At 66.7% G+C, this 13091-nt stretch carries 7 protein-coding genes; 6 read left to right on the top strand and 1 reads right to left on the bottom strand.

From position 1 onward, the window contains the following. Positions 1 to 85: 85 nt before the first annotated feature. From ABZ942_RS43620 to ABZ942_RS43610, 3 genes are read left to right on the top strand one after another with little or no spacing between them, the layout of a single operon-like run. Entirely contained in the window at positions 86 to 6286 is a 6201-nt protein-coding gene (locus ABZ942_RS43620; RefSeq protein WP_357392222.1) for a type I polyketide synthase, read from the top strand. Between the two features lie 40 nt (positions 6287 to 6326). Beyond that, the gene (locus ABZ942_RS43615; RefSeq protein WP_357392220.1) at positions 6327 to 7544 is read left to right on the top strand and encodes a cytochrome P450; all 1218 of its coding nucleotides are present in this window, start codon (positions 6327 to 6329) and stop codon (positions 7542 to 7544) included. Positions 7545 to 7577: 33 nt separating this feature from the next. Continuing rightward, on the top strand, positions 7578 to 8798 hold the full coding sequence (locus ABZ942_RS43610; protein ID WP_357392219.1) for a cytochrome P450: 1221 nt from the start codon (positions 7578 to 7580) through the stop codon (positions 8796 to 8798). A 57-nt stretch (positions 8799 to 8855) separates the two neighbouring features. On the opposite strand, the gene ABZ942_RS43605 is transcribed toward ABZ942_RS43610, so the two are convergent. Next, entirely contained in the window at positions 8856 to 9830 is a 975-nt protein-coding gene (locus tag ABZ942_RS43605) for a LysR family transcriptional regulator (RefSeq protein ID WP_357392217.1), read from the bottom strand. Positions 9831 to 10212: 382 nt separating this feature from the next. Here ABZ942_RS43605 and ABZ942_RS43600 point away from each other — a divergent pair, with 382 nt between their 5' ends. The 3 genes from ABZ942_RS43600 to murA all read left to right on the top strand — a co-directional run bounded on the left by ABZ942_RS43600 (position 10213) and on the right by murA (position 12753). Beyond that, entirely contained in the window at positions 10213 to 10629 is a 417-nt protein-coding gene (locus tag ABZ942_RS43600; RefSeq protein ID WP_357392215.1) for a DUF2550 domain-containing protein, read from the top strand. Positions 10630 to 10669: 40 nt separating this feature from the next. Beyond that, a complete protein-coding gene (locus tag ABZ942_RS43595) occupies positions 10670 to 11251 on the top strand; it encodes a cob(I)yrinic acid a,c-diamide adenosyltransferase (RefSeq protein ID WP_357392213.1) in 582 nt (193 codons plus the stop codon). A 242-nt stretch (positions 11252 to 11493) separates the two neighbouring features. Then, a complete protein-coding gene (murA, locus tag ABZ942_RS43590) occupies positions 11494 to 12753 on the top strand; it encodes a UDP-N-acetylglucosamine 1-carboxyvinyltransferase (protein WP_357392211.1) in 1260 nt (419 codons plus the stop codon). The last annotated feature ends 338 nt before the right edge of the window (positions 12754 to 13091 follow it).

Raw genomic sequence — 13091 nt, 5'->3', positions numbered from 1 at the left:
AAGTGCAGACGGCATCGACCGACTTCCTCGATCACGTGCTGGAAGACCCCCCTTAACACGGTGGGTCACACCGAACGGAGCTGAAATGAACGAAGAGCGTTTGCGTGAATACCTCAAGCGCACCACCGCGAATCTGGTGGATGCGCGGCGCCAGGCGACCGAGCTGGCGGAACGGGCGACCGAGCCGATCGCCGTGATCGGCATGGCCTGCCGGTTCCCCGGCGGCGTGACCTCGCCCGACGAGTTGTGGGAACTGGTGCTTGCCGGGCGGGACGCGATCTCGCCGTTTCCCACCGACCGGGGCTGGGATCTGGCTGCGCTGCTCGGCGCGGACCCCGAAAAGGGTGCGGCGTCGATCACGCGGGAGGGCGGGTTCCTCTACGACGCAGGTGATTTCGATCCGGGCTTCTTCGGGATTTCGCCCCGTGAGGCGTTGGCGATGGATCCGCAGCATCGATTGATGCTGGAGACGTGCTGGGAGGCCATCGAGCACGCCGGCATTGATCCGCTGTCGATGCGAGGCGCAGATATCGGCGTCTTCATGGGCAGCAACGGACAGGACTACGGCTTCCTTGCCCAGCAGTCGCTGCCGGATTCGGGTGCTTACGTGCTGACCGGCAGTGCGAGCAGCATCATGTCCGGCCGAGTGTCGTACACGCTCGGAGTGGAAGGACCGGCTTTGACGGTGGACACGGCTTGTTCCGCGTCCTTGGTTGGGCTGCACCTGGCCGGTCAGGCGCTGCGGCAGCGCGAGTGCTCCATGGCGCTGGCCGGCGGCGTCTCGGTGATGGCGACGCCCGGCACATTCGTGGGGTTCAGCCAGCAGCAGGGTTTGGCTGCCGACGGCCGGTGCAAGGCGTTCGCCGCCGCCGCCGATGGGACGGGCTGGAGCGAGGGGGTCGGGGTGCTGCTGGTCGAGCGGTTGTCGGACGCGCACAGGCTGGGGCATCCGATCCTGGCCGTCGTCCGTTCGAGTGCGGTGAACCAGGACGGTGCGTCGAACGGTTTGACGGCGCCGAACGGGCCGTCGCAGCAGCGGGTGATCCGCCAGGCGCTGGCTGCGGCGGGTCTGGGCCCGGCGGACGTCGACGTCGTGGAGGCGCACGGCACCGGCACGACGCTCGGCGATCCGATCGAGGCGCAGGCGCTGATGGCAACCTATGGGAAGGCGCACGCTGCGGACCGTCCGCTGTGGCTGGGTTCGGTCAAGTCGAACATCGGTCACACTCAGGCCGCAGCGGGGGTGGCCGGTGTGATCAAGATGGTGCAGGCGCTCCGACACAGTGTGGTGCCTGCGACGCTGCATGTGGACGAGCCGACCCCGCACGTGGACTGGTCCGCCGGCTCGATGGTGCTTCCCAGCGAGGCGGTGCCGTGGCCCGATAGCGGCCGCCCGCGGCGCGCGGCAGTCTCCTCGTTCGGTATCAGCGGCACGAACGCGCATGTGATTCTCGAGCAGGCTCCGGAGCCCGAGACTCCGGCGACGGACGCTCCCGAACCGACGACGGACCATTCAGCGACCGGCAGGCCAGTGGCGTGGGTGCTGTCGGGGCGCGGCCCAGCGGCGGTGCGCGAGCAGGCCGGACGGTTGGCTGCCTGGGCGCAACGGCATCCGGAGCAGTCGGCGTCGGACATCGCCGGCTCCCTGGTGTCGTCCCGGTCGGTGTTCGAGGACCGGCTGGTAGTGGTCGGTACGAAGCGGGACGAGTTGGTGTCGGGACTGGACGCCGCTGCGCGTGGCGACTTGCTCCCGGGTGTGGTCGCTGGCTCGACGGTGCCCGGCCGACGTGGTGTGGTGTTTGTTTTTCCGGGTCAGGGTTCGCAGTGGGTGGGGATGGGGCGTGTGTTGTTGGGGGGTTCGGAGGTTTTCCGGTCCCGGTTCAGTGAGTGCGCGATAGCGCTTGCGCCGCATGTGGATTGGTCGCTCGAGGATGTGTTGCTCGGTGTCGAGGGTGCGCCGGGGTTGGATCGGGTGGATGTGGTTCAGCCGGTGTTGTTTGCGGTGATGGTGTCGTTGGCGGCGGTGTGGGGGTCGTGGGGTGTGGATCCTGTTGCGGTGGTGGGGCATTCGCAGGGAGAGATCGCTGCGGCGTGTGTGGCGGGGGCATTGAGCTTGGCGGACGCGGCGAAGGTTGTTGCGCTGCGTAGCCAGGCCCTGCGTGGCCTCGTCGGCGGCGGCGCGATGATGTCGGTCGCGCTGCCCGAGCACGAGGTCAGGGAACTGCTTGCCGAGCAGCTCGCCGACGGTTCGATCTCAGTGGCCGCGGTCAACGGGCCCGGCGCAGTGGTGCTGTCGGGCGCACCAGATGCGTTGCAGCAGGCAGTCGCAGGTGCGATCGACGGCGCGCGGTGCCGGGATATCCCGGTGGACTACGCCTCGCATTCGGCCCAGGTGGATGGGATTCGAGACGTGCTGCTCGATCGGCTGGCCGGGATCGAGCCGCAGTCGGCGCGGGTGCCCTTCTATTCAACTGTCACCGCAGAGCCGATCGACACGAGCACGCTGGACGCCGGCTACTGGTTCACGAACCTGCGCCAGACCGTCCGGTTCCGAGACACGGTCGACGCACTGATCCGCGGTGGGCACCGCCATTTCATGGAGGTCTCGCCCCATCCGGTACTGGTGATGGGCATCCAGGAGACGCTCGACGTCGCGGGTGAGCCCGGTGTGGCGGTGGGCGTCCTACGCCGCGCCGAGAACGACGTCGAGCGCCTGCTCACCGCTGCCGCCGAGCTGTTCGTCGCGGGCACGAGCGTCGACTGGACCGCCATCCTCACCGAGCTGGGCAGTAATGGCCGGCGGGTCTCGCTCCCTACCTACGCCTTCCAGCGCGAGCGATACTGGGTATCGCACATCCCCGGTCTCGGCGACGCGACCAGGCTGGGACTCGCCGCTATCGGGCATCCGCTGTTGGCCGCGGCCGTCGGTGTCGCAGACGGCGATCAGGTGATGCTGACCGGCCGAATTTCCGTGCAGTCGCAGCCGTGGCTCGCCGATCACCGGGTGCTCGGCGCCGTGGTGTTCCCCGGCACGGGATTTGTCGAGCTGGCGATCCGAGCCGGCGACCACGTCGGTTGCGCTCACCTGGCCGAGCTCGTTCTGCATACGCCGCTCGTGCTCGCCGGCGACGAGCTTGACATGCAGATCCTTGTCGGCCGAGACGAGGGCACGGGCCGCGGCATAGACATTTACACGCGCCCGCACGGCGAGAATATCGGCGACGCCGAAATGGAATGGACGCATCATGCGGGCGGCGTCCTGATGTCCCGGCCGGCCGCTGCGGACCAGGATACGTTCGCGGCATGGCCCCCGACCGGCGCGGTCCCGGTGGAGGTCGACGGCCTGTACGAACGAATGGCGGATGCCGGCTTCGCGTATGGGCCGTTGTTCCGCGGGCTGACCGCCGCGTGGCGCTCCGGCGCGGAAGTGTATGCCGAGGTGGCGATTCCGGAAGAGCGGAGCACCGGCTTCGAGCTGCACCCGGCGTTGTTCGATGCCGTGCTGCACGCCGTGGGATTGGCGTCCGACGACGCGGCGGGCACGGCGGAGCCCGCCGGTCGTATGCCGTTCGCCTGGGCGGGCGTGACGCTGCACGCCTCCGGCGCGTCACGTCTGCGGGTCCGGCTACGCCCCGGGAATGACGGCGCGATCAGCCTGCTGGCCGTCGACCCGGCGGGGGCACCGGTGCTGAGCGTCGACGCGCTGACCCTCCGGCCGGTGGACGCCGACCAGCTCCGCGAACCCCGGGCCGGCCGAAGGCGGAACCTTTACGCGCTGAACTGGATCGACTCGGCCATCCCAGCCACGCAGAACCGCGGCACCTGGGCGGTGCTGGACGCCCTGGGAGCAGCTGCCGATCCTGTGCTGGAGGGCCTTGGCGCACGCGGCGTGGCAGCCGCAAGCGAGCATCGCCTGAGCGATATCGCCGACGTGGACCGTCGCGTACCGGAGACGGTCATCCTCCCCGTGGCGGGCATGAACCGGGACGCGGCAGAGGTCGGGGACGTGGTATCAGGCGTCCTGGGCGTCCTGCAGGACTGGCTCGGCCGACCGACGCTGGAATCGTCGCGGCTGGTCGTACTGACCCAGGGGGCGGTCGCCGACGGCGTGACCGATCTGGCGGGAGCGGCGGTGTGGGGGCTGGTCCGGTCCGCTCAGTCGGAACATCCGGGCCGATTCTTGCTTGTCGACGCCGACGCGGCGGGAATCGCCGCCGGAGCTGTCGTGGACGCGGTGAACATCGGCGAACCGCAGGTCGCCGTGCGCGGCGGTGCGTTGTCGGTGCCCCGGCTGCGTCCGACCCCGGCGGGTGACGGGCACGACTGGTCGGGTGCCGGCACGGTGCTGATCACCGGCGGGACGGGCGTGCTGGGTGCCTCGGTGGCGCGGCACCTGGTCGAGCGCGGGGCACGCCGGCTGATCCTGGCCAGCCGACGGGGTTCGCAGGCCCCCGGTGCGGCCGACGTGCTGGCGGAACTGTGCAGCGCGGGGGCGCACGTCGAGGCAGTGGCCTGTGACGTCGCCGATCGAGACGCCATTACCCGGCTGCTGGCCGGCCTCCCCGCCGAATATCCGCTCACAGCGGTGATCCACGCGGCCGGTGTGCTCGACGACGGGGTCCTCGAATCGCTGACCCGCGAGCGGCTCGATACGGTTTTCGCGCCCAAGGTCGCGGCGGCCTGGAACCTGCACGAGCTGACCGCCGAGCTGCCGTCGGTGTCGGCGTTCGTGCTGTTCTCCTCGGCCGCGGGCACCCTCGGGAACGCCGGACAGGGCAGCTACGCCGCGGCCAATGCGTTCCTTGATGGCCTCGCGGCATTGCGCCGCGGCCATGGGCTGCCCGGCGTGTCGCTGGCGTGGGGCCTCTGGGCGAAGGAGTCGGGAATGACCGCCCACCTCGATCGGGACGATCACGAGCGGGTGCACCGGAGCGGCGGGAAAGCGCTGGCCACCGACGAGGCAGTGGCGCTGTTCGACGTGGCCGTGGCCGGGCGGCAGCCATGCCTGGTGCCGGTGCGGTTCGACGTCGCGGTGCTGCGCGAGCAGGCCGCTGCCGGAGCGTTGCCGCCGCTGCAGTCGGAGCTGGTATCGGTGCCCCGGCGACGCAGCGCGCACCGGGTCGATATCGGCGACCTACTGCCCGCACGGTTCGCGGGCCTGCCGGAGCCGGGCCGGAAACAACTGGTCGGCGAGGCGGTCTGCGGGCATATCGCGGCCGTGCTCGGGCATACAGACGCGGCCGCCATCCCGGGCGACAAGACTTTTCTCGAGCTCGGATTCGACTCGCTGACCGCGATCGAGCTGCGCAATCGCTTGCAGCACACCACCGGCCTCGCGCTGCCGGCCACGCTCGTCTTCGATCATCCCACGGCGACGGATCTCGTCGAACGGTTGCACGGGATGCTCGCCGACGCGCTCACCGGGACCGATCCGGTTTCGGAACCGGCTGCCGCACGCCATGAGGTCGACAAGATCGACCGATTCGGCATCAAATCGATCTTCAAACGGTTGTGTCGCGAAGACCGGCACGGCGACGCCCTGGACCTCATGATCCGGATCAGCGAGGGCGCACCGAAGATCGAACGCGCCGATGACAGCGTCCGGCCGGGGTCGGTGTTCCTCGCTCGGGGCGAGGCGCCGACCCGGCTGATCTGCTTTCCGGCGTTCGCGGCGATGTCCGGCCCGCACGAGTACGCGCGGTTCGCGGCGCGGTTCCGAGGTCGGCGGGACGTGGTTGCCCTGGAGTATCCGGGCTTCCTTACCGGAACGGATCTGCCCGCCTCTGCCGACGTGCTGACCGAGCTGCTCGCGACGGCGATCAGGGAGCGCTTCGGGGATCGGCCGTTTGCACTGCTCGGGTATTCCTCCGGCGGGTTTGTCGCCCACGCTGTTGCCGAGCGGTTGGAGGAACAGGGCTCGGAGCTCGAGCGTCTGTTCTTGCTGGACGTCTACCGGCCGGGAACCGGGCCCATGGTCGGTATCGGCAAATCGATAATGGAGAACTTCGTCGGCCGGGACGGTGAGCTCGTACCGATCACCGATCGAAGCCTGGTGGTCATGGGCGGGTATTTCAGCATTTTCAGTGACTGGAAACCGGAGAGGATCAAGGCCTCGACGGTTTATGTCAACGCCCGTTCCGCAGTTCCTGAAGTGAGTAATGATGCGCAGTGGCGGCCTAATTGGGAGCTGCCCCACATTCCGGCCGAAGCGCCGGGTGATCACTTCACGATGATGGGAGAGTACGCGACCGAAACCGCTGAGATCCTGGACGATCAGTTCCTCTGATATTCACCTGATTCAATTATCTCTCTAGGGAGAGCAAGAAATGATCGAAAACAACGGCGAGAAAAGTGCCTGCCCGCGCTTTCCGTTCGGGCCGAGGCGACCGGTCGAGCTGGAGCCGGAATTCGCGCAGCTACGACGGGAAGCACCGGTGTCGAGGGTCGAGCTGCCCTATGGCGGCCAGGCGTGGCTGCTCACCCGAATGACCGAAACGAAGGCCATGCTCAACGACACTCGGCTCAGCCGAAAGGCCATGCAGGGCGACCGGCCCCGGCTGACCAAACAGCAGCTTGTCGACCTGGGCGACCTGGCCATGATGGAGCCGGCGGCGCATACGCGCGCCCGGCGGCTGATCGTCCAGGCATTCCGAAAGTGTCCCGCCGAGGGTATGCGGCGTGAAGTGACCGAGATCGTCGATGACCTGCTGGACCGAATGATGGTCAAGGGACCGACGGGTGATTTGGCCGCCGACTTCGCCTCGCTCCTGCCCAGCCGGGTGATCTGCCTGCTGTTGGGCGTGCCCTACGAAGACTGGGACAAGCTGGGCGGGTACATCCGCACACTTGTCATGCAGGATGCGAATACCGGCGGTAACGCGGCCACCAGCGCCATGTTCTCGATGATCTCGTACTTCGCTTCGCTGATCGCGGCCCGCCGGCGCGAGCCGGGCGACGACCTGATCAGCGCGCTGCTCCAGGCCACCAACGGCGATGACGCGTTCACCGATGAAGAAGTGAAGATGCATGCGGTCACCATTTTCATCGCCGGCTACGAAACCACATCGTGCCAGATCGTCAACTCGGTCTGCGCGCTGCTGAAACACCCCGACAAGCTGAAATGGCTGCAAGAGAACCCGGACGCCATGCCGAATGCCGTGGAGGAACTACTTCGATATGCCCCGCTCACCGATGCGGCCATGCCGCAGGTCGCGACCGAAGATCTCGAACTCGGCGGGGTGACGATCCGAAAGGGGGAGGTCGTGATCCCGTCGCCGGTGTCCGCGAATCACGATGAGGCGGTGTTCGAGCGGGCGGACGAACTGGATTTGCGCCGTGGCTCCGAATTGAACCAGCATGTTGCGTTCGGACACGGCTCGCGCTACTGCATCGGTGCACCGATCGCGCGTTTGGAACTGCAGGTCGCGTTGGGTGCGATTTTTCGTCGTATGCCCGATATCAGCCTGGCCGTGCCCGAGGAGGAGCTGCGTCTGAAATCTGCGCTGGCCATCCGCGGGTTCGATCATTTCCCGATCAATTGGTAACACTGCTCATTGCTCTCTCGGAACGGTCAAGAAATGCTGGAAAAAGAAAACAATACGGTCTGCCCGCGCTTTCCTTTCGGGTCGCAGCCCGGCGAACTGGAGCCGGAGTATGCCCGGCTGCGCCGGGAGTCCCCGGTGGCGCGGGTGGAGTTGCCCTATGGCGGCCAGGCCTGGCTGCTCACCCGGATGAGCGAAACCAAGTCGGCACTCGGCGATCCCCGGTTCAGCCGCCAGGCGATGCGGGGCGACGTGCCGCGTTATATCGAAGCGGAGATCCCGGATGACGGGAGCCTGAGTGGTCTGCCCTCGATGGATGCGCCGCAGCATTTGCGTACCAGGAGGTTGATCGCCCAGGCGTTCACGAATCGGCGCATCGAGGCAATGCGGCCCAGGCTTACCGAGATCGTCGACGATTTGCTCGACCGGATGATGGCAAAGGGTCGGCCCGCCGACCTCGTCGCCGACTTCGCGGCGATCCTGCCTGCCAATGCGGTTTGCCTGCTTTTGGGTGTGTCGTATGACGAGTGGGATGCGCTCGGCGGGCATGTGGCCACCCTCATGAAGGAGGGCACCGTCCCAGGTGAACAGGTGTTCATTGCTTGGCAGTCGCTGCGGTCGCGCCTCGAGGCGCTGACCGTTGCCCGGCGCGCCGAGCCGGGTGATGACCTGGTCAGCGCACTTACCCAGGCGACAGTCGGGGACGACAGCTTCACCGACGAGGAAATCGTGGACCACATCAGCGTGATCTTCGCCGCCGGGTATGAGACCACCAAATGCCAGATCGTCTCTTCGGTCTGTGCGCTGCTGCGTTATCCCGATCAGCTGGCGTGGCTGAGCCGGAATCTCGATGCGGTTCCGCAGGCTGTCGAGGAACTGCTCCGGTACGTTCCGCTGACCGATGCGGGAGTCCTGCCCTCGGTGGCGATGGAAGATGTCGAGCTCGGCGGGGTGCTGATTCCGAAGGGCGATGTCGTGTACCCGTGTCCGGTCTCCGCGAATCGGGACGAGACGGTATTCGATCGGGCCGACGAGCTGGACCTGCGCCGCAGCGTCGGCCCGAACCGGCACATGGCGTTCGGGCACGGCCCGCACCTTTGTGTCGGCGCACCGCTCGCCAGGATGGAACTGCAGATCGCGCTCGGGGCGATCCTGCGGCGTATGCCGGAAATCAAGCTTGCCGTGCCCGAGGAACAACTGCCGTTGAAGCCAGGGCTGGTGATCCGCGGGTACGACCTTTTCCCCATCAGTTGGTGACCGCCGATGTGGGGGAGCGGTTGCCCGCTTCCTCACGTCGGCACGCTGACCGCCTGGTTATCTCACCTGGCTGATCTGAGTCGAGCACGCGACCTGAGCAAAGGCGCGGATCATGGCGTCCTCGGCGGCGGTGCGCCAGAGGAGGACGGTAGCCATAGGCGGCATGTCCTCGATGGTGACCAACTCGAGTCCGGGGAATGGGATCCGGTCCAGCAGCGTGCTGATCGTGCATAGCAGGCCAGTGCCGCGGGACACGAGGACCAGCAGGTCATCGGTGCGGATATCGGTGCGGCCGGTCAGGGTGGCCATGTCGTCGGTGGTGTACTGCAGGGCTCGGCCGGAGGGGGTGACGCGGGGTGTCCAGAGGTCGCAGATCAGCGGTGTCATTCCTTCATACGGCCGGATCAGGACATAGTCCACCAGGTCGTCCAGGCACACCGACGCCCGGCACGCCAGCGGGTGGCCGGCCGGGACGAGTATTGCGCGAGGTACGCGGTCCAGCACCGGACCCACGGTCAGCCCCGGCGTCGCCAGCGCCGTTCCATCGCCGCCGGGTGACCAGGCCAGCACGATGTCGTTTTCCCCCGTGGCGTTCCGCAGGACCATTTCCGTGGTGGTGTTCCGCAGTACCCGATCTGTGTCGTTGCTGTCAACGGCGTTCAGCACCACCGTGCACCTGGGGTGCGCGGCCTCGAACGCTGCGACGACCTGGGCAGCGAACGAGCCGCCGATGGTAGGCAGGTAGCCGACGTGCAGCCGCCCTCGGAGATGCCGGGCGGATCGCTGCGCGTCGTGTAGGGCGCCCAGCAGCTCCCCGTGTGCGCGCTTGACCCGCTCCCTGAACTGCTCGCCGAGCGGGGTGATCGTCACCCGCCGGCTGGTCCGCTCGAACAGCGCACCGCCGACCTCGCGCTCGAGATCGCGGATCAACTGGCTGACCCGCCCCCTGGTCACGCCCAGCCGTTCCGCGGCCTTCCCGAAGTGCAATTTCTCGGCCAGTACCAGAAATGTCTCGACCTCGCGCAGTTCCACAGCGTTCCCCCCCCAGCCGTTCTATCTGGAGCTGGCCGCTGCTGCGGGCCCGGTAAACGCACTCCCGGGCAGGTCCGTTCGCCCTCAGCCCCCTCGCGACAGCGAGTGTAACCCCCGCCGGTGCCGTCTCACAGGCTCGAGCTTTCGTGGACAATCGGGGGTCCTGGAAGTGCTGGGCGGGAGCTGTTTTCGGGGGCGCAGCGAACGTGGCGGCCGTCATCCCGTTGCAGGGATATGCGGCCTCGAGCATTCGTTCGTGCGGGCGCTCTCGAGCACGACAGTTGTTCCAGTACACGGGTGGGCCGTTTGTAAACTGGGAGCCGTGGTTGAATGACCGCGGGGTGGCGACAGAGCGAAGGGACGAACTGCATTGCAGACCGGGATGGTTCTCCTGATCATTCTGGTGCTCACGCTCGTGTTCCTGGCCCTCGCCTCGACCTATCGCCTGATCATGTTGCGGCGCGGCGGAACCGCCGCACTGCTGCGAGTACTGCCCGCGCGCGGTGGACAGGGTTGGCGGCACGGACTGATCCGCTACGACGAGGACCGAATGGTCTTTTTCAAGCTGACCAGCCTGAAACTCGGACCGGACTGCACAATTCATCGCCAGGGCATCGAGATCGGCGACCGCCGCGGACCCGTCGGCGACGAATACGACATCATGAGCGACGACATCGCGGTGATCGCGGTGACCGATCGGGACGGCAGCTACGAGCTGGCCCTGGATCGAGCATCGCGGACTGCTTTTCTCTCCTGGGTGGAGTCTCGTCCGTCAGACCGCACCCGCCGGATGCGCTGAGGAATCAGTTGTTGTGTGAGCAGCGGTTAGGGTTGGTCGTGTGAGTGTGCATCTGACGCGGATCTACACGCGTACCGGCGATGACGGGACCACTGGTCTCAGTGATTTTTCGCGGGTCGCGAAGACCGATCCGCGGCTGGTCGCGTATGCCGACTGCGATGAGACGAACGCCGCAATCGGGGTGGCGCTCGCGCTCGGGCAGCCCGGGGAGCAGTTGCGCGAGGTGCTGCTCCAGATACAGAACGATCTGTTCGATGCGGGGGCGGATCTGTCTACCCCCGTTGTCGCTGCGCCGAAGTACCCGCCGCTGCGCATCACTCAGCTCTACATCGATCGGCTCGAGGGTTGGTGCGACGAGTTCAATGCTGAACTGCCAGCACTGAATTCGTTCATTCTGCCGGGCGGCACCCCGCTCGGGGCGCTGCTGCACACGGCGCGCACCGTCGCTCGCCGCGCGGAACGTTCCGCCTGGGCCGCGGTGGAGACACACCCGGACGACACGAACGTTTTGCCTGCCAAATACTTGAATCGGCTGTCGGACCTCCTCTTCATCCTGAGCCGCGTGGCCAATCCGGGCGGCGATATCCTGTGGAAGCCCGGCGGAACCAGGTCGAGCACCTGATAATGCTCGAGACACAAGGACGCACGTCCTCGAGTTCATGGGTAACACCCCGGGTACACCCAGAACTCGGGGGGCGGTAGGAGGCGAAGCCGACGGGGGTGGGTGAATTCAGCCCCGCACCCGACCGTCGGCCCGTAACCGAACTACCGTGGCACCCCTAGTGCGCTGAATACCCGGAGTGGCGGAACAGTGCCGCAACTATCCTTGCACCCAACAGTGCGCCGAATACGCGGAGAGGCGGCATGGAACGGTTTTTGGTTACCGGCGGGAATCGACTCGTCGGTGAAGTCGCGGTGGGGGGCGCCAAGAACAGCGTCCTCAAGCTGATGGCCGCTGCCTTGCTGGCCGAGGGCACCACCACGATCACGAACTGCCCGGACATTCTCGACGTGCCGCTGATGGGTGACGTGCTGCGCGGCCTCGGCTGCGACGTCGCGATCGACGCCGGGGTGGTCACCATCAACACCCCGGCAGAACCGAAGTACCACGCGGACTTTCCTGCGGTAACGCAGTTCCGCGCGTCGGTCTGTGTACTCGGTCCGCTGATGGCGCGCTGCAAGCGTGCCGTCGTCGCGCTCCCCGGCGGTGACGCGATCGGTTCCCGCCCACTCGATATGCATCAGGCCGGCCTGCGGTTGCTCGGTGCGACCAGCGAGATCGAGCACGGTTGCGTGGTCGCGCGGGCTGACGAGCTGCAGGGCGCCAAGATTCGGCTCGACTTCCCGTCCGTGGGTGCGACCGAGAACATCTTGATGGCGGCCGTGCTCGCCGAGGGCGAGACGGTGATCGACAACGCCGCGCGCGAACCCGACATCGTCGACCTGTGCAACATGCTGGTGCAGATGGGCGCCCGGGTCACCGGTGCGGGCACGTCGGTACTGACGGTGCAGGGCGTCAAGCGGCTCTCGCCGACGACGCACCGGGTGATCGGCGACCGCATCGTCGCGGCCACCTGGGGAATCGCCGCGGCGATGACGATGGGCGACGTCCGGGTGACCGGGGTCAATCCCAAGCATCTGTCCCTGGTACTGGACAAACTGCGTTCGGCGGGCGCGCGCATCTCCTTCGAGCAGGACGGTTTCCGCGTCGTGCAGGCCGAGCGGCCGCGCGCGGTGAACTTCTCCACGCTGCCGTTTCCCGGATTCCCCACCGATCTACAGCCGATGGCGATCGGGCTCGCCGCGATCGCCGACGGCACGTCGATGATCACCGAGAACGTCTTCGAGGCGCGTTTCCGCTTTGTGGAGGAGATGATCCGGCTCGGCGCCGACGCGCGGACCGATGGTCATCACGCGGTGGTGCGCGGTATTCCGCGGTTGTCGAGTGCGCCGGTGTGGTCGTCGGACATTCGGGCCGGCGCCGGTTTGGTACTCGCCGGTCTGGTTGCCGACGGAACCACCGAGGTGCACGACGTCTTCCACATCGACCGCGGTTACCCGAATTTCGTCGAGCAACTGCAGGCTCTGGGCGGCGAAGTGAAGCGAGTCGGCGCGGCCGAATGACGCGTTAACGCTGAAAATGCTTCCTGACCAGCAGATTTGACATGATGCACGCAGACACGTAACTTTATTCGAGTCAGAGCGACACGGACACCGACCCGAGCCGAGTAGCTGAGCGGAAACGCTGAGTGAAGGCCAGGGAAACGAGGTAGTACGAGGAGCGCCTGACGCTCACACTGGCTCGATCGAGACCCCGGATTTGGTTCTGGGGGAACGGCTGAGTTAAGCTGTATAAGTTGCCTCACTGATCAAGCGGATTTTGTCTGTGCGATGGTGTGTGCGTGTGTTCTTTGAGAACTCAATAGTGTGTCGATGAATGTCAGTGCCAATTATTTGAATTG

This window comes from Nocardia sp. NPDC046473 (assembly GCF_040645995.1).
In the GTDB taxonomy this organism is placed as follows: Bacteria; Actinomycetota; Actinomycetes; order Mycobacteriales; family Mycobacteriaceae; genus Nocardia.
This window is presented reverse-complemented; position numbering and strand designations above follow the sequence as displayed.

Excerpts from the sequence above, each read along its gene's own strand:
- ABZ942_RS43620 (WP_357392222.1), top strand. The coding sequence starts at position 86 with ATGAACGAAGAGCGTTTGCGTGAATACCTCAAGCGCACCACCGCGAAT.
- ABZ942_RS43615 (WP_357392220.1), top strand. The coding sequence starts at position 6,327 with ATGATCGAAAACAACGGCGAGAAAAGTGCCTGCCCGCGCTTTCCGTTC.
- ABZ942_RS43610 (WP_357392219.1), top strand. The coding sequence starts at position 7,578 with ATGCTGGAAAAAGAAAACAATACGGTCTGCCCGCGCTTTCCTTTCGGG.
- ABZ942_RS43600 (WP_357392215.1), top strand. The coding sequence starts at position 10,213 with ATGGTTCTCCTGATCATTCTGGTGCTCACGCTCGTGTTCCTGGCCCTC.
- murA (WP_357392211.1), top strand. The coding sequence starts at position 11,494 with ATGGAACGGTTTTTGGTTACCGGCGGGAATCGACTCGTCGGTGAAGTC.